The sequence below is a fragment of the Intestinimonas sp. HCP28S3_D6 genome, assembly GCF_052065695.1.
In the GTDB taxonomy this organism is placed as follows: Bacteria; Bacillota; Clostridia; order Oscillospirales; family Oscillospiraceae; genus Intestinimonas.
The window spans coordinates 1-19,579 of the sequence record NZ_JBQHTM010000015.1; the positions used below are offsets into that span (position 1 = coordinate 1).

Genomic DNA, 19,579 nt, shown 5'->3' on the forward strand with positions numbered 1-19,579 from the left:
TCCGTAAATGTTTCCTGTTTCTTCATCCCCATACACCACCATTGCGTTGATAGTGTTATTATCCCACATCCGGAGCCTTTATGGTAGTGCGGATTAAATCAGAGATTCCCTGGATCAGGGTGCTCAGCAGCAGCAGGGGCAACAGCACCACCGACACCGTCAGGGAGAGATGCCCCAGCCGACCCACCAGTTCCGCCATCATCGCTCTCCCTCCTTCAGCTTGTCCAGGAGGGCCTGGAGGGCCGCCACCTCCTCCGGCGCCACCCTGCCCCCGTCATAAAGGGCGGCGGCAAACCGAGAGAGAGAGCCACCGTAGAGCTTTTGGAGAATGCTCCTCCCTTCGCTGCGCTGGTAGTCCTCCCGGCTCACCAGGGGGGTGTAGACATTGGTCTTGCCCTCCTTTGTGCAGGCGAGAAAGCCCTTCTCCTCCAACCGCTTGAGGTAGCTGTGGAGGGCGCTGGCCGTCAGGGGCCGCTCCAGATGCTCCAGGATGGCGGGGGCGGTAACCCCTCCCCCGCCGGCCCACACCACCAGCATGATATCCAATTCCGATTCCGGCAGCCGTTTGTTTTCCTTCACCTTGGGAGCCCCCTATATTTTGCATTTGCAGAAGTCCTTCTGTAGCTATATTCTACATTTGCAGAAGTTTGTTGTCAAGATATTTTTTGCAAATGCAGAAAGAGGTCCTGCGCCGGTATTTTCCGGCACAGGACCTCTTGTTACAGATCTAAAATCACGGTCTCCAGTCCCTGACGCAGGGCATAGGTCAGGGTATACATGGTCCCTCCCAGGGTCCTGCCGTCATAGGCGGCGATGATGCGCTGGGAGCGGTCTACCATGTACCGGTCCCGGCGCTGCATGCATCCGGCGGTATAGCGGTGCTGGACCAGGGTCTCATAGTCACACCGCTCCAGCAGAGCAAAGTACCGGTTCCGGTCCCGTTCCCGCCACCGTGCGCACTGTTCCTCACAGGGGACGGCGGCCTCCACCGTGACGTCCTCATGCCGATCCCGCAGGTCCAGCACCGCCTCGCAGAAATAGAGGTCGCAGCCCAGGGCCATGCCGCAGAGAAAGTGGCGGTAGCCGTCGGCGTAGGCCGTCGCCAGCGCCGCCCTCAGCCGGTTCTTCAGGTCCACGCAGCGGGGGTCGGACTCGTCGTTCCCCCAGGGGAGTTTGTTGGACCGGTGGCCGGTAAAGCAGCAGGTGGTCTCTCTTTTCACGCCCTGTCCTCTCCCCTTTCCGCCTATCCTGTCATTCTTGTCTCTGCCATTGTAGTATATCCTGCCGGACAAGTCAACGGATATCGAACATTTGTTTCTTAAAATTGGGGCTTGCATTTTTGCCGGGACCATGTATAATAGCAGATAGAGAAAACAACTGAATCAAAAATGTCTTCAGGGCAGGGTGAAAATCCCGATCGGCGGTACAGTCCGCGACCCGCGCTTCCGCGCGGCTGACCCGGTGGAACTCCGGGACCGACAGTGACGCGCTCTCGATGAGTGCGAAGTCTGGATGGAAGAAGATGTGTTCAAACGCGCACCTCTCCCCATGTAACGTGTTTAACACCTGGAAGGCATTGGGTCTTTCGGGTGTTTTCTACTTTACATGGGGCGCGGCCGGAATGTGGCCGCGTCCGGAAGGAGCGCGTATTTTTATGTCCGATCCCACACTGGTCAAGGCCCGTCCGGCTACCAACACCAAGACCATCACCACCCTGGCCATGCTCTCCGCCATCGCCTTTGTCGTCATGCTGGTGTCCAAGCTGCTGCCCAGCGTCAGCGGCTTCCTGGATTTCGACTTCAAGGACGTGGTCATCTGCATTGGCGGCTTCGTCTTCGGGCCCATGGCCGCCGCCTCCATGGCCATCGTGGTTGCCTTTGTGGAGATGATCACCGTCAGCCACACCGGCATCATCGGCTTCATCATGAACGCCCTGGCCACCTGCGCCTTCTGCTGCACCGCCACCTTCATCTACAAGAAGCGCCACACCATGACCGGCGCTGTGCTGGGTCTGGCCTCCGGCGTGGTGGCCCTCACCGTGATCATGCTGCTGTGGAACTACTTCCTCACCCCCATCTACCAGGGTATGCCCCGTGAGGCCGTAGCCGCCATGCTGGTGCCCATCATCCTCCCCTTCAACCTGGTCAAGGGCGGCATGAACATGGCCGCCACCCTTCTGCTTTACAAGCCCGTGGTCACCGCCCTGCGCCGGTCCGGCCTGGTGGCTCCCTCCACCAGCGCCCAGCCCTCCCGCCGCTCCAGCGCCGGGTTCCTCCTCTTCTCCCTGGTGCTGCTGGCCACCTTTGTCCTGCTGGCCCTGGTCCTCTGGGGCATCATCTGAATTCCACCCCTCCCCTATTACGTTTGGCTCCCCCGGCCCACCGCCGGGGGAGTTTTCTTTTTTCTATGCGCCCCCTTGACGATATCGTTCCTCGATGTTATGATATCGATAGACGATATCGAGCTGCGATATTAGAAAGGAGGCCGCCCATGGGAAAAAAATCCCTGGAATCTCTCACCGAAACTATGTTCTATGTGCTCATGGCCTTCCGGAAGCAGTCCCTGTGCGGCACTGAGGTGGCCGACTTCGTCTCCCGCAAGACCAAGGGCCGGGTGAACATGGGGCCCGGCACCCTCTACACCATTCTGGGCAAGTTCCAGGAGGAGGGCTTTCTCACAGAGATCGCCGTGGAGGGCCGGAAGCGGACCTATCAGCTCACGGAAAGCGGTGAAAAACGGTATCAGGAGGAGGTGGCCCGGCTGCGCGCCTGCGTGGCCGACGCCGAGAGTGAGGAGGAACGGCCATGAAGGAACAGAAGATCGTGCGCAGGCTGGTCCCGGTGGACTTCCTGGACCTGGACGGCCTGGAGCTGTGGCTGGAGGAGATGGCGGCCAAGGGGCTCCATTTCCAAAAATTCGGGACCTTTTTCGCCCAGTTCCGTCCCGGCGAGCCGGCCCGGGTACGCTACCACGCGGAACCTACGGAAAAGGGCGGAAACACCATCCCTGCCCAGGCCGCCGACTACGATGACATGGGCTGGAGCTATGTGGGTAAGATCGGCTATCTGGCCCTATTCCGGACGGCTGACCCGGACGCCCCCGAGTTCCACACCGATCCGGTGACCCAGAGCTACACCCTGGACCGGCTCACCAAGAATCTGACCCGGTTTGTGTGGCTCCTACTGGTCCTGATGGCGGCTCTGGTGGCCTTCATGGTATGGGCCCGCCTGGCCAGCTCCTTCGGCCTGGTCCTAAGCCTGGTCCGGTTCAGCTCCCTCTATACCAACTTGGTCATCCTTGCGGATGTGGCCCTCATCCTCTACTTTTCCTGGGGAGTGTGGGGCCTGTGCCGTCTGAGGAGGCGGCTCCGGGCGGGCATCCCCCACCAGCGGCCACGGCACTGGCGGCACACCGGTCTGGTGCGGCAGGGCTATACCCTCCTGCTGTCCATCGCCGCCCTCGTTCAGATCGGCTTCACCGCCGCCCATTTCGCCGGGGTGACCCGGTGGGATATGGAGCTCTCCGACCTGGACCGCCCCGCCCCGGTGCTCTCCCTGGCGGAGCTGGAGGGGGATGGCTACGCCCCGGAGCCCTTTTACTACCCCGGCTATGAGGGGCCTGATCGGGACAACTTCGTCTCCTACGACTGCCGGCCTCTGGCCCGGATCTATGAAGTGACACAGACTGGCACTGTGGACGGGGAGCGGCGCTATCTGAAGATGGAGTGGTACAACCTGACCCTCCCCTTCCTGGCCGGTCCCATGCTGGAGGACCTGATGGACTATGAGCTCTACGACCTCCGCTACGTACCGGAGCGCTACGCGGTGGAGGAGCTGTCCGCCCCCGGCTTTGACCGGCTGGTGGTGGCGGAGGACGTAGACTACGGCGGCCAGCAGCTCTTCGCCCGGCTGGGGAACCGGGTGGTCTATCTGGATTACACCGGCAGCCGGGACCTGACCGAGCATCTGGACCGGGTGGCCGCCCTTCTCCGGTGGGATAGGTAAGGATTCAATCGAACAGGTGTTTGACTAGCTGAATTTCCTGTGGTACACTGTGGGAAAGGGGGTAGAGACATGGACCGGACCATCCTGCACTGTGACCTCAACGGCTTTTACGCTTCGGTGGAGCTTCGGGACAAGCCGGAGTTGCGGGACAAGCCGGTGGCGGTGTGCGGCGACCCAGAGAGCCGCCACGGCATCATTCTGGCCAAGAACGAGGCGGCCAAGAAATTCCAGGTCAAGACGGCGGAGACCATCTGGCAGGCCCGGCGGAAATGTCCCGACCTCATCCTCCTCCCCGCCCACCACGACCAGTACCGGTTGTGGTCCAAACGGGTCAACGCCATCTACGAGCGTTACACCGACCTGGTGGAGCCCTTCGGCATCGACGAGAGTTGGCTGGACATCACCGGCTCCATGCATCTCTTCGGCGGGGACGGCAGAGTCATCGCCGACCGGATCCGCAACACCGTGAAGGAGGAGACAGGGCTCACCATCAGCGTGGGGGTCTCCTTCAACAAGGTTTTTGCCAAGCTGGGCAGCGACATGAAAAAACCGGACGCCACCACCGTCCTCACCCGGGCCGACGTGCCGGAAAAGGTGTGGCCTCTGCCGGTGACCGACCTCCTCTTCGTGGGCCGGGCATCGGCCCGGGTGCTGCACCAGTACGGCGTCCACACCATCGGGGACCTGGCCGCCTTCGGCCGGGAGCGGCTGGAGCATCTGCTGGGCAAGCAGGGCGGACAGCTCTACGAGTACGCCGCCGGGCTGGAGCACAGCCCGGTAACCCGGGCCGGGGAGACGCCGCCCCCCAAGTCGGTGGGCAACGGCATCACCTTCCGCCGGAACCTGGTGGGCTGGAAGGATATCCACACCGGGGTGGCCCTCCTCTCCGACAGCGTGGCCGCCCGGCTGCGCAAGCACGCCATGAAGTGCACCACCGTCCAGGTCACCATACGGGACCCCAATTTCAAGGACATCTGCCGTCAGACACGGCTGGAGGCACCCTCCTGCACGGCCCAGGACATTGGCCGGGCGGCCCTGGGACTCATCCGGTCCTCCTGGAACGGCAGCGCCCCCATCCGGGCCCTCACCATCACGGGGCAGAACCTGATCCCCGAGGGGGAGGCCGGAGAGCAGCTGGACCTCTTTGCCGCTGACGCCACCCCCCGCCGGGAACGGCGGGAACAGCTGGAGCGGGCCATGGACGGCATCCGGACCAAGTACGGCAAGACCGCTATCTGCTCCGCCGTCACCATGGGGGAGGACATCGACCACCCCGCCGGTCACGCCGGCAGCATTCCACCTCCCGGCGGCTCCAGCCGTGACTGAACCTGTCATGACAGGCAAGCCCGCTCCCTGCACCGATCACGGTGCGGAGGGCGGGCTGTTTCTTCACTTGCGACGCCACCGCAGCAGGAGGGCGGAGTTGATGATAACCAGCACCGATCCGGCATTATGGACCAGGGCGCCCACCACTGGGTTGAGCACACCGGTCATGGCCAAAAGGATGGCCAGGAAATTGAGAACCATGGAAAATGTCAGATTAAACCGTATGGTGGTCATCATCCGCCTGGACAGGGAGAGCAGATGAGGCAGGGCGTGTATATCGTCGTTGACCAGGGCGATGTCGGCAGCATCTATGGCAATATCACTGCCCACAACCCCCATGGCAATGCCCACTTGGGCTTTTTTCAGGGCGGGCGCATCGTTGATGCCGTCTCCCACCATACAGACCTGTCGTCCCTTTTCCTGCTCCGCCCCGATCCAATTCAGCTTGTCCTCCGGCAGACAGTCGGAGCGGACCGTCTGGATTCCCAGTGCCTGAGCGATATGGCAGGCAGCATTGGCGTGGTCGCCGGTGAGGAGCACCGGTTCCACTCCAGCCTCCCGCACCCCGCGGACGGTATCGGCGGCATCTGGCCTCAGTGTGTCGGCCAGGGCCAGAAAGCCCACCAGTACCCCATCTGCCGCTAAGTAGATCACAGTACACCCCTCTTTCAGACAGTCCGCCACCCGTTCCCTGGCCTGATCTGGAATGGATATGCCGCTCTCCTCCAACAGAGCCTCGTTGCCCGCCGTCAGGGTCCTCTCCCCCACCACGGCCCGAACGCCCCGGCCCGGCAGCATTTGAAACTCCGTGGGCTGGACGGCCTCACCCGCCCCCAGTTCCTGATAGCAGCACACTACCGCCCGTCCCAGAGGGTGCTCCGACCGGAGCTCCGCGCTGGCCGCCCAGGCGTACACCTGGCCCTGGTCATGGTTAGGGGAACAGCTGCAAATCTCCACCACCTTAGGAGTGCCCAGGGTGAGCGTACCTGTCTTGTCAAAGGCCACATCAGATACCCCTGCCAGCCGTTCCAACGCGTCTCCCTCCCGGACCAGAAAGCCGTACCGGGTGGCGTTTCCGATGGCCGCCATGATGGCGGTGGGCGTGGCCAGCACCAGAGCGCAGGGACAAAAGACCACCAGGATGGTCACCGCCCGGATGATCTCTCCGGTAATAAGCCAAGTAAGTCCGGCCGCAGCCACGGCCACTACCACCACCCAGGTGGCCCAGCGGTCGGCCAGGCCCACGATCTTGGCCTTCCCGGCGTCCGCCGACTGGACCAGCCGGATCATCCGCTGGATGGCGCTGTCCTCCCCCACTTTGGTGGCCTCCATATCAAAGGCGCCGAACTGGTTGACGGTGCCGCTGGAGACTTCATCTCCCACTTCCTTGTCCACCGGCAGGGACTCGCCGGTCATCACCGACTGGTCAATGGAGGTCTGCCCCGCCCGAATGACACCATCCACCGGCACCGTCTCCCCGGGGAGAACCCGCAGCCGATCCCCCACCCGCACCTGCTCGGCAGGGATGATCTCCTCTCCGTTGTCCGACAGCCGCCGGGCCGTGCGGGGCGTCAGGCGAACCAGCTTCTCGATGCCCGCACGTGCCTTCGCCACGGTAAGGTCCTCCAGGAGGGCCCCCAGCTGCATAATAAAGGCCACCTCACCCGCCGCGAAGTCCTCGCCGATGGCCACGGACGCGATGAGGGCCATGGATACCAGCACATCTGCCTTGATGTCAAAAGCCGTCACCAGGCCGATGACCGCCTCGAGAATGATGGGCACGCCGCACAGCACGATGGCCACCCAAGCCATGTCAAAGGGAAAGGGGGAAACACCCGCGATGCTGCACCCCAGAGCCGCCGCTGACAAGATCAGAAACAGAACATCCCGCTTGACGCCACCCCAGGCCAGAAGTTTCTCCAGTCGCTCCATACGCCACCTCCAGATACCAATACCCCTTATGGTTTCTCTTCATGTGTGATTATACCTATGGGGGTATAGGTTGTCAAGGGACAGCCGGCACTTTGAGGAAAGAGAAAAGGTCCCCGGACGGAGTCCTGCTCCGTCCGGGGACCTTGATCTTATTTCATGTTGGCGAACCGCTCCACAGCTTTGGTGAAGCTGGCGATGGTCTGCTCGGCGTCTCCATGCTCGATACCGTCCCGGACACAGTGGTTGATGTGTCCTTCCAGCACCACCTGTCCCACCTTGTGGAGCGCGGATTTGGCGGCGTTGATCTGTAAAAGCACATCCTCGCAGGGGACATCCTCATCCACCATACGGTCAATGGCCTGTACCTGTCCAATGATCTTTTTGAGACGGCGGTGAAGATTTTCCGCATCCATACACTGTCTCACTGTCTTCCCCTCCCGCCTCAGGAAATGGTATAGCTGCCCCGGACCATCACCGTGGCGTCGGCGGTGGCCTTTAGCCCTCTGCCGTCGGCAGTGACGAGGTAGAGGTGGTTGGGCTGGACGGCGCCGCCGGAGGCCAAGGTGGAACCATCCGTAGAGTCCACCAGGCCGGGAGCTGAGACCGCCACGCAGGTGGCGGAACCGTTGCGCAGCAGCATCTCACAGCCGGTAGAGCCCAACAGCTGCTGTCCCGCCTTCACCGTCACCACGGAGAAGACGGAGGAGGAAGCGCTCCCGCCGGAGGAGCCCACGAGGGACTCCACCTCCTGGGCATAGGTGTCGGCCACCCCATCCAGCTTGTCCACCAAAGCCTGCTCCCGGCTGTCCAGTTTGGAGTCCACCTGCTTGAGAATGGCAGGGGTGTTGACGTCATTGAGATAGCTCATGGTGACCAGAGGGTCGGTCTGGCTCCCCGCGGCGGCCCCCAGCAGCAGGGTGAGGACGCCCACGGAGAGGGCTGTGGTGAGAAGGGTCTTGCGGCGCGTTTTCATATGTAACCTCCATAGCAAAAAAGAGGGACCGGCCGGACCGGCGTCCGACCGGCTGTCCCTTATACCAGTTCTTCCGGATGCAGGCCAAAGCTGACGGCAATGGCGGAGTCCACCCGGTGCATCAGCTTCTCATCCAGACAGCCCATCCGTTCCCGGAGCCGCCGTTTGTCCAGGGTCCGGATCTGCTCCAGCAGGATCACGGAATCCTTGGGCAGGCCGCAGCTCATGGCGGCCAGCTCGATGTGGGTGGGGAGCTTGGCCTTCCCCGTCTGAGACGTGATGGCGGCTGCGATGACCGTGGGGCTGTGGCGGTTGCCGGTGTTGTTCTGGATGATCAGCACCGGCCGGACACCCCCCTGCTCACTTCCCACCACAGGGCTCAGATCTGCGTAGAAAATATCGCCGCGTTTTACGCTGTTGTCCACGTATGCTCACACTCCGCTGGAAGATAGTGCGCAGTGTCACCAAGGCCGAGGCCTATGTAACACCGACACTATGATTCTCCCACGGGGCGGCGGGAATTATACGCCAGGTCTCTAAAATCGAAGCGCGGCGGGCCCTCCCGCCGCCTGCCCGGCGGAACCTCCCCCTTCAGCATATGCCCGGCGGGGCGGGGCCGTTCAGCCTTCCAGGTAGATGCGGGGCACCCGGGGCGCCACGTCGCAGAGGAGCTCGTACTGGATGGTGCCCACCAGGTCAGCGCCGTTCTCCACCGGCACCTCGTCACCGTAGAGGGTCACCACATCGCCGGCCTCCGCCTCGGGCAGGTCGGTGACATCGGCCATGCACATGTCCATGCACACCCGGCCCACCAGAGGCACCCTCCGGCCCTTGATCTCTACCTCCAGCCGGTTGGAAAACAGGCGGAAAAAGCCATCCGCATAGCCCACGGGCAGCACGGCCAGGCGGCTGTCCCGTTTCAGGACATGGGTACATCCGTAGCTTACCGGCGTACCGGCGACCAGGCTGCGGACCGCCGCCACACGGGTCTTCAAGGTCATGACTGGCTCCAGGGGGCAGGTATACTCCATACCGGCGGCGGGATAGTGGCCGTAGAGGGCGATCCCGGGCCGAACCATATCCAAATGGGTACAGGGATAGTTTAACACAGCGGCGCTGGCGGCGCAATGGCGAATTGGAAAGGTCACGCCCTCCCGCTCCAGGTGTCCCAGCAGGTCCAGGAAGCGGGTGAACTGCTCCATGGTGTAGGCCTCGTCCCCGTCGGCGTTGGCAAAATGGGTGAAGATCCCCTCACACTCCAGGCCGGGCAGGCCGTACACACGGCGGATGTTCTCCTCCGCCCCCTGGCTCCACAAAAAGCCCAGCCGGGACATGCCGGTGTCCACCTTGATGTGGACCTTGGCCTTCCGGCCCGCCGCCACAGCCGCAGCCGAGAGGGCCTGGGCCAGCTCCAGATCCCCCACTGCCTGTGTGATGTCATGCTCCAGCAGGACACCGGCGTACTCCGCCGGCGTCACCCCCAGGATGAGGATGGGCAGCTTGATCCCGGCGTTCCGCAGCTCCAGGGCCTCGTCCAGGCAGGCCACGGCCAGGTAGTCCGCTCCCAGCTCCTCCAGCTTCTTGGCCACCGGCACGGCGCCGTGTCCGTAGGCGTTGGCCTTCACCACGCCCAGGAATTTGCAGCCCGGCGGCGTCAGCCCCCGGAGGGCGTGGTAGTTCCGGGCCAGCCGCCCCAAGTCGATCTCCGCCCAGGTCCTCTTCTGTGCATCGTCCATGATCTTTACGCCTCACTATATCTATATTTGGGTCTCTACGCACCTCCGCTCTGCGTTCTTTCAAACGTGGTGAAGGCACACTCGATGACCCGCTGACCGTCCACGGAGATCTCCCCCCGCAGCAAGTCATGGGTATCCTTGTCAAACCAGAGGATGCACTCCGTCCCCTCCCCCGGCGTCCCCTCCGGGTCCCGACAGAGGAGCCGCAGGCAGTCCCGCTCCTCCAGAGTCTCGAAGCCGCTCTCGGCGATAAACCCCTCCGTGGCAGCCTTCATCAGAAAAACACCTGCCCCTACAGGGGAGAGCCCGCTCTCATCCAGTGGGCCCGTTTCTAGACTAACGCCGTCGTACTCCAGAAAAGTCTCTCCGGCGGTGATCCGGGCGGTGATCCCAGCCACCGTCTCCGGCGCAGTCACGGTGACGGTGGTGTCCCCCTCCCGCTGCCAGTCCAGCTCCATGGTATAGGCATACACGCGGCGCCCATAGTCCGCGCCCACCTCCATCTGTGCCGTCACCCGATCCAGGGCTAGGTACTCTCCCCGTATGTCCAGGGTCAGCTGGTCTACCTCATCTGTGGCCTGCCCACCGCACCCGGAGAGCACAAGGCACAGGGTCATCATCAGTGCGCAAGCCGCTCTACGCACAGCTCCGCCTCCTGTCCTGGTTTTCGGTGCTCAGCTGTTCCTTGTGATGCCCATGAGCACCAGAGGCAGCCGGTCGATCATGTCGCCGGGGGTCATGCCGTACTCCCCCAGCTCCCCGGCACACAGATCGCCCGCCATGCCGTGGAGGCACACCGCCATGGGCACCGCCACCCGAGGTGGGAATCCCTGACCCAACAGAGAGAGGATCATGCCGCTGAGTACATCGCCGCTCCCCCCCTTGGCCATACCGGGGTTGCCGGTGGTGTTCACATAGGCCTCTCCATCGGGGAAGGCGGTAATGGTGCGGTGGCCCTTGAGCACCAGTACGCAGCCGTGCTCGGCGGCAAAGGCCCGGGCCGCCGAAAGCCGGTCCCCAGTGGAGAGATCGCCGCCCAGCCGGGCAAACTCGCCGTCGTGGGGGGTGAGCACCGTACACTCCCCTTGACGGACATCCAATCCATCTATATGCCCGGCCAAGGCGTTTATGCCGTCGGCGTCCAGCACCACAGGCAGCCGGACCGTCTTCAGCAGATGCCGCACCACCGAGCCCACACTGTTGCCCCGGCCCAAGCCGGGACCAATGAGGCACACCCCGCAGGGCTCCAACCGCCGCAGCACTTCTTCCGCCGCCTCCAGAGAGAGCATACCGTCCTTGGAGGCGGGGAGCGGGTGGGGCATGGCTTCATCCAGCTTCTGGGCGGCAATGGGCCACACCGGGCCCGGCACTCCCAAGGATACCTGGCCGGCCCCACACCGCACCGCCGCCCGGGCAGCCAGGATAGGAGCACCGCTGTACCCCACACTACCCGCAAGGATATATACTTTACCATAGTTTCCCTTATGGGAATCCCGGTCTCTTCTGGGCAGGTGAAGCTCCCGGGGAAAGACAGCATGGAGATGACTCTCCACCTTCCGGACAAGGTCATCGGGGATACCGATGTCGGCCACGGTGAGCTGACCGGCCATGGCACCCCCCTCCCCCAGAAGATTGCCCACCTTGGGCAGTGTGAAGGTAACGGTCTCTGCCGCCTCTACCGCGCAGCCCAACACCCGACCGGTATCTGCCTCCACACCGCTGGCGATGTCCACCGCCACCACCGGTACCGAGCAGGTGTTCATCATCTGTACGGCGGTATAGGCATCTCCCCGCAGCTCCGTATTGAGACCAATGCCGAAGAGGGCATCCACCATCAGATCACAGTCCAGACACCAGGCCGCAAAGGCGGGATCAGCTGTAAAGTCCTCTAACTTTCCACCTGCTGCCTCCAAATGTGCTTCCATCTCCCGGCAGTCGGGCGTCATCTTGTCCCGGCGGCCCACCAGGAAGCAGCGGACCTCCACGCCGGCCTCCATCAGCTGCCGGGCGGCGGCCACACCGTCGCCGCCGTTATTGCCGGCGCCGCAGAAAACGGCCACCCTTCTTTTCTCCTTCCCCGCCATCCGCTCCAGACAGCGCTCCACCACTGCGGCGGCGGCCCGCTCCATGAGCTGTAAAGAGGGAATCCCCCGCTCCCGGATGGCGGATCGGTCCAGTCCCCGCATCTGCTCCGATGTGGCGATCTTCATAAATCAATTCCTCCTACAAATTCTCAAACGCAGCCTGTTCCTCCTCCATTACCGCCCGGCAGGGGGTAAAGTCCACTCTTCGGTACAGGAAGGCTCCAAGGAACAGGATAATAAAATTACTCAGCACCATGGCGTACCAGACGCCGGTGCTGCCCACGGCGGTAAAATGCTTGAAAAACATAATGAGGGGGAGCCGCACCAGCCATAGCCGGGCAGTGGACATCCAGAATGCGTAGATGGTCTTGCCGGAGCCGTTGAATACCCCAAGATAATTCTGGAAGAGAGACATAAGGGGCTGGGTGAGAAGCACCCAGAATATGTACTCCACGGCGGCGATGCGGGTAGCGCCATCATTGCTGAGGAGCCCCACCAGCTCCACCCGGAAGGGCAGCAGGATCAGACTCCCCACCACTGCAATGACAAAACCGATGTTCCGGCTCACCCGGTAGGCCTGCCGGGCCCGGGCCCCGTTGCCGGCGCCGATGTTCTGGCCCACGTAGGCCGCCAGCACCGAGCCCAGGGCCAGCACCGGCATGAGCAGGATGTTGGAGATCTTGTTGCCGATGCTGAAGGCCGCCGTCACCGCCTCGCCGTAGCTGAGGATGACGGTCTGGAGCACCAGGAAGCCCAAGGAGCTCAGCGCCTGACTGAAGGCCGCCGGGGCGGCGATGCGGGTCAAACGGAAGAGGATGGGCCAGGAGAGGGTGATGCGGCCCCACTCCAGATGGAGGGCCTGCCTCTTGGAAAAGAGGAGGAAGAGGCACACCGGTGCCACGGCCACGTTGCCCAGCACCGTGGCCAGCCCTGCACCGAAGACCCCCATACCCAGGCCCTGAACAAAGGCTCCGGTGAGCACGATGTTGAGCAGTACGGCACTCACTGACAAGACCACTGGGGTCACTGTATCCCCCTGGGCCTGCCGCACCGCCTGAAAGGCGGCGAAGATGAAAGTGAAGACCAGCTCAAAGGAGCGCACCCGCAGGTAGGAGACACTGCATGTAAATACATCGCCGACGGCGCCGGTAAAGGTCATGACCCAGGGGGACACCAGATAGAGGAGGGCATTGAGCACCACGCCGAAGAGGACGGCCACCGCCAGCAGGACCCCGGCGTTCTCCCGGGCCTCCTCCCGGCGTCCCGCCCCCAAAAGTTGACTCACCACCGCCACACCAGCCACCCCGAAGCCCACCTGAAAGGCAGCAAAGATATTGATGAGAGGCCAGGAGATAAACACCCCCGCCTGGGCGGCCACGGAGTTGGCGGTCTGGCCGATGAAGAAGGTGTCCACCAGCTCGTTGAAGGCCTTCATGAAGTTGGCGCCGAACACGGGCAGGGCCAGGGTGAGGAAGGCCTTATAAAGGTTGGGCTCATAGAGCAGCAACGCCCGCCGGTCCTGTTTCACGCTCCCGCCTCCTCTCTTTTGCGCTGAACTGTCCCCCATTATAGTCCCTGAATGGTAGTGAGTCAATTTTATCTTGCAATTTTCCCATTTATGTGATATAAAGTACATTTGTAAATGCGTAGAAGGGGAAAATAGTGCGAAACCGCCGCCAAGAGAGGTCTGGTCACCGGCTGAGAGCCAGACCGTGGACGCCGTGCTTGGTTCGCCCCGGAGCGGCCTTGGAGACAGGGACGGCCCCGCCCGCCGTTACCCGGGCGAGAGTGCCCGCGTGCTGTGCGCGGGAATACGGGTGGTACCGCGGAAGGCTGGCCTTTCGTCCCAAATTGATGGGACGGAAGGCTTTTTTGTCGTCCAAATCAGGAGGCAGCCATGGAAAATCCGGATTTCTGGTCCGCGCTGGACGAGCTGATCCACCGGTCCCGGCTGGTCATCGACCGCCCCCGGGGGTCCGCCCATCCCCGCTTCCCCGCGCTTATCTACCCTCTGGACTACGGCTATCTGGCACAGACCTCCTCCATGGACGGCGAGGGCGTGGATGTCTGGCTGGGCTCCGACCCCGCCCAGACTCTGAATGCCGTCATCTGTACCGTGGACCTGGAAAAGCGCGACAGCGAAGTAAAACTCCTTCTGGGCTGTACCCGGGGGGAAATCCAGCTGGTCCTGGATTTTCACAATCGCAGTCCATCTATGAAGGGCCTGCTCATCCCCAGGCCCGACTCCACGCGATAATCAACATCCGAAAGGAAGAAAGCACCGATGAAAGAACAACTGGCAAACATCCGCGCCCAGGCCCTGGCCGCCTTCGAGGCCGCCAACGACTCCGCCGCCCTGGACGCCCTCCGGGTCCAGTACCTGGGCAAGAAGGGTGAGCTCACCGCCGTTCTGAAGCAGATGGGCAAGCTCTCCGCAGAGGAGCGACCCGCCATGGGTCAGTTGGCCAACGAGGTCCGGGCCGCTCTGGAGAAGGCCCTGGAGCACCGGGGCAAGGAGCTGGAGGCCAAGGCCCTGGAGGACCGCCTGGCCGCCGAGGCTTTGGACGTGACCATCCCCGGCAAGCCCTACAAGGCCGGTCACCGTCACCCCATGTATATCGCCCTGGATGAGATCAAGGACATCTTTATCGGCATGGGCTTCACCGTGCTGGACGGCCCCGAGGTAGAGCTGGCCAAGTACAACTTTGACCGTCTCAACGCCGAGGAGGGCCACCCCTCCCGGGATTGGTCCGACACCTTCTACTTTGACGAGGACTCCCGGGTGATGCTCCGCTCCCAGACCTCCCCCATGCAGGTCCGGGCCATGGACACCATGGAGCTGCCCATCCGTATCATCGCCCCCGGCCGGGTGTACCGGAAGGACGAGGTGGATGCCACCCACTCCCCCATGTTCCACCAGGTGGAGGGCATGGTCATCGACAAGGGCGTCACCATGGCCGATCTGAAGGGCACCCTCAACACCGTGGTAGAGAAGCTCTACGGCAAGGGCACCAAGACCCGTTTCCGCCCCCACCACTTCCCCTTCACCGAGCCCTCCTGCGAGATGGACGTGCAGTGCCACAAGTGCGGCGGCGTGGGCTGCCCCACCTGCAAGGGTGAGGGCTGGATCGAGCTCCTCGGCGCCGGTATGATCCACCCCCGGGTGCTGGAGATGGCCGGCATCGACACCAATGTCTACTCCGGCTGGGCCTTCGGCATCGGCCTAGAGCGGACCGCCATGCGGCGCTTCAAAATTGCCGACCTGCGCCTCATTTTCGAAAATGATGTGCGCTTCCTGGAGCAGTTCTAAGGCACTGAACCATGTCTGCGAACCGGGCGGCCCCAGGCCGTCCCTACAAAATCAATAAGCAATAAGGGAGTTTTCATATATGAATCTGTCTCGTAAATGGCTGCGCGAGTTCGTCACCGTGGACGCCGGTGACCGGGACTTCGCCGAGGCCATGACGCTCTCCGGCTCCAAGGTGGAGATCACCACCGACCTGGGCGCCGAGATCTCCAACGTAGTGGTGGGTCGCGTCCTCTCCATGGAGCGCCACCCCAACTCCGACCACATGTGGATCTGCCAGATCGACGTAGGTAAGGAGGAGCCCATCCAGATCGTCACCGGCGCCTGGAACGTCCACGTGGGCGACCTGGTCCCCGCTGCCCTCCACAAGTCCACCCTGCCCGGCGGCGTGAAGATCGAAAAGGGCAAGCTCCGGGGCGAGGTCTCCAATGGCATGATGTGCGGCCTCTCCGAGCTGGGCCTGGAGGAGCGTGACTTCCCCTATGCTGTCATCGACCCCGCTGCCCTGCTCAACGACTACCACCCCCTGGACAAGGACAAGCCCTCCATCCCCGCTGACATTCAGCCCGGCCACAAGATCTTCGGCAGCGTGGTCTGCGCTAAGGTCACCGAAGTGGTCACCACTGCCTACTCCACCTACAACGTAACCCTGGACGCTGGGGACAAGACCTGCACTGTCTCCACCACCTGCCCCAACCTCCATATTGGAGACCTGGTGGCTCTGGATTCCAAGAAGGATCACATCTGCACCCTCACCGACCTGCGGGCGCAGCAGGCTGAGTTCCCCCACTGCATACCCGACGGCATTTTCATCCTCAATGAGGACTGCAAGCCCGGCGACGACATCAAGCCCGTCATCGGTGTAGACGACTCCGTGGTGGAGTTCGAAATCACTCCCAACCGGCCCGACTGTCTCTCCGTCATTGGTCTGGCCCGGGAGGTGGCTGCCACCTACGACGCCCCCCTGAACCTCCACACCCCCGTGGTGAAGGCCGAGGGTGAGGGCTCCTTGGTGGACCTGCTGGACGTGGAGACCCCCGCCAGCGACCTGGTGCCCCGGTACACCGCCCGGATGGTGCGCAACGTGAAGATCGCCCCCTCCCCCAAGTGGATGCGGGAGCGGCTCCGCGCCATGGGCGTGCGCCCCATCAACAACATCGTGGACATCACCAACTATGTCATGCTAGAGTACGGCCAGCCCATGCACGCCTTCGACTACCGCTATGTGAAGGGCGGCAAGATCATCGTCCGCCGGGCCCAGGAGGGCGAGCATCTCACCACCCTGGACGGCAAGGAGCACGTGCTCAACGCCAACCACCTGGTCATCGCCGATGAGCACCGGGCCGTGGGCCTGGCCGGCATCATGGGCGGTCTGAACAGCGAGATCGTGGACGACACTGTCGACGTGGTCTTTGAATCCGCCTGCTTTGATGGCACCTGCATCCGCAAGGGCGCCCTGGCCCTGGGCATGCGCACCGAAGCCTCCGCCAAGTTTGAAAAGGGCCTGGACCCCATGAATACCCTCCCCGCCGTGGACCGGGCCTGTGAGCTGGTGGAGTTGCTGGGCGCCGGCGAAGTCCTTCCCGGCACCATCGACATTCTCAACTACGTGCCCCAGCCCCGGGTCCTCAAGCTGGAGCCCGACCGTATCAACGGCCTGCTAGGCACCGATATCGCCACCGACGAGATGGTCCGCATCCTGAAGAAGCTGGACTTCGGCGTGGAAGGCGATCAGGTCACTGTCCCCTCCTGGCGCGGTGACGTCATCGGCATGGCCGACCTGGCCGAGGAGGTGGCCCGTTTCCACGGCTACAACAACATCCCCGTCACCCTCATGCGGGGCCAGACCACTCTGGGCGGCTTCTCCGAGGAGGAGAAGCTGGAGCGGCAGCTGGGCGGCATGTGCCGGGCCATGGGCTACGATGAGATCATCACCTACTCCTTCATCTCCCCCACCTGCTACGACAAGATCCGCTGGTGTGCCGACGATCCCCGCCGGGAGTCCTTCAAGATCCTCAACCCCCTGGGCGAGGACACCTCCATCATGCGCACCACCGTCCTCCCCTCCATGCTGGAGATCCTGACCCGCAACTACAACTACCGCAACCAGAACGTGAAGCTCTACGAGGTGGGCCGCATCTACCTGCCCGGCGGCGAGGACGGTCTGGCTGTGGAGAACAAGGTCCTCTCCATGGGCGCCTACGGCGACGATATGGACTTCTTTGCTCTAAAGGGAGCCGTAGAGGCCATTCTGAAGGACCTGCGCGTGACTGACGTCCGTTTCCAGGTGCCCACCGTGGCCAATCCCTCCTACCACCCCGGCCGGGTAGCCGACGTGTACGCCGGCGAGCGCCGCATCGGCGTGCTGGGCCAGATCCACCCCCTGGTATCCAAGAACTACGGTGTGGATGCCGAGTTCTACTGCGCCGAGCTGGAGCTCAACGATCTGATGGCCGCCAAGGGCGCCGACCCCGAGTACGTCCCCCTGCCCAAGTTCCCCGCCGTCACCCGTGATATCGCCGTGGTGTGCGGCGAGGCCGTCACCGTGGGCGCGCTGGAGGACTGCATTCGCAAGGGCGCCAAGGGTCTTCTGAAGGACGTCACCCTCTTCGACATCTACCGGGGCAAGGGTATTCCCGAGGGCAAGAAGTCTGTGGCCTTCAATCTGGTGCTCCGGGCCGACGACCGCTCCCTCACCGCCGAGGAGGCCGATGCCGACGTAAAGAGTATCCTGGAGACCCTGGAGAAGGAGCTGGGTGCCGTCCTGCGCTGACGGCTGGCAGCGAACCCTTAAATCTTCATAAAAATTCGCCCCCACCCCTTTACACCCGGAGCCATTTCGAGTACAATAAGAACATCCGTGATGAGCAAGATATACTATATTTTGTATGCTCATCCCCATTATCACACCAAACGGGAGGTGTTTCCGACATGGAGATCGATTTCACACGCAAATTCAGCCTCAATGAGGACCGGGACGAGGAGATCAAGGCCATTCTGACCGCCGTCTACAACGCCCTCCAGGAGAAGGGATACAACCCCATCAACCAGATCGTCGGTTACATCCTGTCCGAGGACCCCACCTATATCACCAACTACAACAACGCCCGCTCCCTGATCCGCAAGCTGGACCGGGACGAGCTGCTCCAGGAGCTGGTGAAGAAATATCTTGCGAGCTGACAAGCAGATGGAAAAGGTGCCTGCGTGTGACCACGCAGGCACCTTTTTTATTGTTTGATCCAAGATAGAAAACCCCGTTCCGGTACTCCGCAGCGCACCGGAACGGGGTTTTTATATCAGTTGTCGCCCATCAGCAGGCTGAGCACGGCCTTCTGGGCGTGGAGGCGGTTCTCAGCCTCCTCGAAGATCTCGTCGGCGTGGGCCTCAAAGACCTCGGCGGTGATCTCCTCCCCCCGGTGGGCGGGCAGGCAATGCTGCACCATGGCGCCGGGGTGAGCCAGGGCCATGAGATCGGCGTTGACCTGATAAATCCCCTCAAAGGCCAGTCGGCGCTTCTGAGCCTCCTCCTCCTGGCCCATGGAGGCCCACACGTCGGTGATGACCACATCGGCCCCAGCCACGGCCTCCTTGGGGTCCCGGCACAGGGTGAACTTGGCGTCGGTGACGGTCTTGGCGAAGTCCAGCACCTTCGGATCAGGATCATAGCCCTCGGGGCAGGCCACGGACACATCCATGCCGCACTTCAGACCGCCCACGATGAGGGAGTTGGCCATGTTGTTGCCGTCACCGATAAAGCACAGCTTCAGGCCCTCCAATCGGGTCATCTTCTCCCGGACGGTCATCAGGTCGGCCAACACCTGGCAGGGGTGAGCGAAGTCGGTGAGGCCGTTGATGACGGGGATGGTGGCGTACTTGGCCAGCTCCTCCACCTCAGCCTGGGCATAGGTGCGGATCATGATGCCGTCGCAGTAGCGGCTGAGCACCCGGGCGGTATCGGCGATGGGCTCGCCCCGGCCGATCTGGCTCTCCTTGCCGGAGAGGAAGAGGGCGTGACCGCCCATCTGGTAGGTCCCCACCTCAAAGGACACACGGGTCCGGGTGGAGTTTTTCTCAAAAATCATGGCCAGGGTCTTGCCCTTCAAGCAGTCATGGGGCAGGCCGTGCTTCTGGTTATACTTCATCTGGTCGGCCACATCCAGGATCTTGGTAATGTCCTCACGGGTCAGGTCCAGCAGCTTGAGCAGGTCTTTTTTCAT

General features: G+C 62.7%; 20 protein-coding genes and 1 riboswitch. Of the genes, 8 read left to right on the plus strand and 12 right to left on the minus strand.

The genetic code is table 11. From position 1 onward, the window contains the following. Positions 1-58: 58 nt before the first annotated feature. The 3 genes from ACTNBK_RS06715 to ACTNBK_RS06725 form a co-directional block, all read right to left on the minus strand. Positions 59-202, minus strand: coding sequence for a hypothetical protein (locus tag ACTNBK_RS06715; protein WP_441144719.1), 144 nt, complete (start codon positions 200-202; stop codon positions 59-61). Further along, complete coding sequence (locus tag ACTNBK_RS06720) at positions 199-579, minus strand: BlaI/MecI/CopY family transcriptional regulator (protein ID WP_441144721.1); 381 nt, start codon at positions 577-579, stop codon at positions 199-201. Before ACTNBK_RS06720 ends, ACTNBK_RS06715 begins: the two co-directional genes overlap by 4 nt. A gap of 140 nt (positions 580-719) precedes the next feature. After that, positions 720-1,220 carry an SLOG family protein gene (locus tag ACTNBK_RS06725; protein WP_441144723.1) on the minus strand — a complete coding sequence of 167 codons (501 nt, stop codon included), beginning with the start codon at positions 1,218-1,220 and terminating at the stop codon, positions 720-722. A gap of 166 nt (positions 1,221-1,386) precedes the next feature. Next, a riboswitch (FMN riboswitch) is annotated at positions 1,387-1,528 on the plus strand. Positions 1,529-1,654: 126 nt separating this feature from the next. Here ACTNBK_RS06725 and ACTNBK_RS06730 point away from each other — a divergent pair. The 4 genes from ACTNBK_RS06730 (at position 1,655) to dinB (ending at position 5,330) form a co-directional block, all read left to right on the plus strand. Then, positions 1,655-2,341 (plus strand): ECF transporter S component, encoded by a 687-nt coding sequence (locus ACTNBK_RS06730; protein ID WP_294514535.1) that lies wholly within the window; start codon positions 1,655-1,657, stop codon positions 2,339-2,341. 149 nt (positions 2,342-2,490) lie between these two features. After that, positions 2,491-2,808, plus strand: a complete 318-nt coding sequence (locus tag ACTNBK_RS06735; protein WP_441144725.1) for a PadR family transcriptional regulator — start codon at positions 2,491-2,493, stop codon at positions 2,806-2,808. After that, on the plus strand, positions 2,805-4,004 hold the full coding sequence (locus ACTNBK_RS06740) for a DUF2812 domain-containing protein (RefSeq protein WP_441144727.1): 1,200 nt from the start codon (positions 2,805-2,807) through the stop codon (positions 4,002-4,004). The genes ACTNBK_RS06735 and ACTNBK_RS06740 overlap by 4 nt, the downstream gene beginning before the upstream one ends. Positions 4,005-4,073: 69 nt before the next feature. Continuing rightward, positions 4,074-5,330 carry a DNA polymerase IV gene (gene dinB, locus ACTNBK_RS06745; RefSeq protein WP_441144729.1) on the plus strand — a complete coding sequence of 419 codons (1,257 nt, stop codon included), beginning with the start codon at positions 4,074-4,076 and terminating at the stop codon, positions 5,328-5,330. Positions 5,331-5,393: 63 nt separating this feature from the next. On the opposite strand, the gene ACTNBK_RS06750 is transcribed toward dinB, so the two are convergent. The 8 genes from ACTNBK_RS06750 to ACTNBK_RS06785 form a co-directional block, all read right to left on the minus strand. Continuing rightward, positions 5,394-7,262 carry a heavy metal translocating P-type ATPase gene (locus ACTNBK_RS06750; protein ID WP_441144731.1) on the minus strand — a complete coding sequence of 623 codons (1,869 nt, stop codon included), beginning with the start codon at positions 7,260-7,262 and terminating at the stop codon, positions 5,394-5,396. 149 nt (positions 7,263-7,411) lie between these two features. Then, positions 7,412-7,687 carry a metal-sensing transcriptional repressor gene (locus ACTNBK_RS06755; RefSeq protein WP_130849814.1) on the minus strand — a complete coding sequence of 92 codons (276 nt, stop codon included), beginning with the start codon at positions 7,685-7,687 and terminating at the stop codon, positions 7,412-7,414. Positions 7,688-7,704: 17 nt separating this feature from the next. Beyond that, positions 7,705-8,235: a hypothetical protein gene (locus ACTNBK_RS06760; protein ID WP_441144733.1), complete on the minus strand. Its 531-nt coding sequence runs from the start codon at positions 8,233-8,235 to the stop codon at positions 7,705-7,707. Between the two features lie 59 nt (positions 8,236-8,294). Then, positions 8,295-8,660: a type II toxin-antitoxin system PemK/MazF family toxin gene (locus ACTNBK_RS06765; protein WP_130849812.1), complete on the minus strand. Its 366-nt coding sequence runs from the start codon at positions 8,658-8,660 to the stop codon at positions 8,295-8,297. 195 nt (positions 8,661-8,855) lie between these two features. Then, complete coding sequence (gene alr / locus ACTNBK_RS06770; RefSeq protein WP_441144735.1) at positions 8,856-9,971, minus strand: alanine racemase; 1,116 nt, start codon at positions 9,969-9,971, stop codon at positions 8,856-8,858. Between the two features lie 35 nt (positions 9,972-10,006). Next, positions 10,007-10,615: a hypothetical protein gene (locus ACTNBK_RS06775; RefSeq protein WP_441144737.1), complete on the minus strand. Its 609-nt coding sequence runs from the start codon at positions 10,613-10,615 to the stop codon at positions 10,007-10,009. A 30-nt stretch (positions 10,616-10,645) separates the two neighbouring features. Further along, complete coding sequence (locus ACTNBK_RS06780; protein WP_441144739.1) at positions 10,646-12,181, minus strand: NAD(P)H-hydrate dehydratase; 1,536 nt, start codon at positions 12,179-12,181, stop codon at positions 10,646-10,648. A gap of 13 nt (positions 12,182-12,194) precedes the next feature. Continuing rightward, positions 12,195-13,583 carry an MATE family efflux transporter gene (locus ACTNBK_RS06785; RefSeq protein ID WP_441144741.1) on the minus strand — a complete coding sequence of 463 codons (1,389 nt, stop codon included), beginning with the start codon at positions 13,581-13,583 and terminating at the stop codon, positions 12,195-12,197. A 369-nt stretch (positions 13,584-13,952) separates the two neighbouring features. Here ACTNBK_RS06785 and ACTNBK_RS06790 point away from each other — a divergent pair, with 369 nt between their 5' ends. The 4 genes from ACTNBK_RS06790 to ACTNBK_RS06805 all read left to right on the plus strand — a co-directional run bounded on the left by ACTNBK_RS06790 (position 13,953) and on the right by ACTNBK_RS06805 (position 18,542). Then, positions 13,953-14,312 (plus strand): inorganic pyrophosphatase, encoded by a 360-nt coding sequence (locus tag ACTNBK_RS06790; protein WP_441144743.1) that lies wholly within the window; start codon positions 13,953-13,955, stop codon positions 14,310-14,312. A gap of 27 nt (positions 14,313-14,339) precedes the next feature. Beyond that, positions 14,340-15,365, plus strand: a complete 1,026-nt coding sequence (gene pheS, locus ACTNBK_RS06795) for a phenylalanine--tRNA ligase subunit alpha (protein WP_441144745.1) — start codon at positions 14,340-14,342, stop codon at positions 15,363-15,365. A 79-nt stretch (positions 15,366-15,444) separates the two neighbouring features. Then, a complete protein-coding gene (gene pheT / locus ACTNBK_RS06800; protein ID WP_441144747.1) occupies positions 15,445-18,135 on the plus strand; it encodes a phenylalanine--tRNA ligase subunit beta in 2,691 nt (896 codons plus the stop codon). 158 nt (positions 18,136-18,293) lie between these two features. Next, on the plus strand, positions 18,294-18,542 hold the full coding sequence (locus tag ACTNBK_RS06805) for an IreB family regulatory phosphoprotein (protein ID WP_294512083.1): 249 nt from the start codon (positions 18,294-18,296) through the stop codon (positions 18,540-18,542). Positions 18,543-18,658: 116 nt separating this feature from the next. Here the strand turns inward: ACTNBK_RS06805 and argF are convergent, their stop codons facing one another. After that, positions 18,659-19,579 carry an ornithine carbamoyltransferase gene (gene argF, locus ACTNBK_RS06810; protein WP_441144749.1) on the minus strand — a complete coding sequence of 307 codons (921 nt, stop codon included), beginning with the start codon at positions 19,577-19,579 and terminating at the stop codon, positions 18,659-18,661.

Excerpts from the sequence above, each read along its gene's own strand:
- ACTNBK_RS06715 (WP_441144719.1), bottom strand. The coding sequence starts at position 202 with ATGATGGCGGAACTGGTGGGTCGGCTGGGGCATCTCTCCCTGACGGTG.
- ACTNBK_RS06730 (WP_294514535.1), top strand. The coding sequence starts at position 1,655 with ATGTCCGATCCCACACTGGTCAAGGCCCGTCCGGCTACCAACACCAAG.
- ACTNBK_RS06735 (WP_441144725.1), top strand. The coding sequence starts at position 2,491 with ATGGGAAAAAAATCCCTGGAATCTCTCACCGAAACTATGTTCTATGTG.
- ACTNBK_RS06740 (WP_441144727.1), top strand. The coding sequence starts at position 2,805 with ATGAAGGAACAGAAGATCGTGCGCAGGCTGGTCCCGGTGGACTTCCTG.
- dinB (WP_441144729.1), top strand. The coding sequence starts at position 4,074 with ATGGACCGGACCATCCTGCACTGTGACCTCAACGGCTTTTACGCTTCG.
- ACTNBK_RS06750 (WP_441144731.1), bottom strand. The coding sequence starts at position 7,262 with ATGGAGCGACTGGAGAAACTTCTGGCCTGGGGTGGCGTCAAGCGGGAT.
- ACTNBK_RS06760 (WP_441144733.1), bottom strand. The coding sequence starts at position 8,235 with ATGAAAACGCGCCGCAAGACCCTTCTCACCACAGCCCTCTCCGTGGGC.
- alr (WP_441144735.1), bottom strand. The coding sequence starts at position 9,971 with ATGGACGATGCACAGAAGAGGACCTGGGCGGAGATCGACTTGGGGCGG.
- ACTNBK_RS06780 (WP_441144739.1), bottom strand. The coding sequence starts at position 12,181 with ATGAAGATCGCCACATCGGAGCAGATGCGGGGACTGGACCGATCCGCC.
- ACTNBK_RS06790 (WP_441144743.1), top strand. The coding sequence starts at position 13,953 with ATGGAAAATCCGGATTTCTGGTCCGCGCTGGACGAGCTGATCCACCGG.
- pheS (WP_441144745.1), top strand. The coding sequence starts at position 14,340 with ATGAAAGAACAACTGGCAAACATCCGCGCCCAGGCCCTGGCCGCCTTC.
- pheT (WP_441144747.1), top strand. The coding sequence starts at position 15,445 with ATGAATCTGTCTCGTAAATGGCTGCGCGAGTTCGTCACCGTGGACGCC.
- ACTNBK_RS06805 (WP_294512083.1), top strand. The coding sequence starts at position 18,294 with ATGGAGATCGATTTCACACGCAAATTCAGCCTCAATGAGGACCGGGAC.
- argF (WP_441144749.1), bottom strand. The coding sequence starts at position 19,579 with ATGAAAAAAGACCTGCTCAAGCTGCTGGACCTGACCCGTGAGGACATT.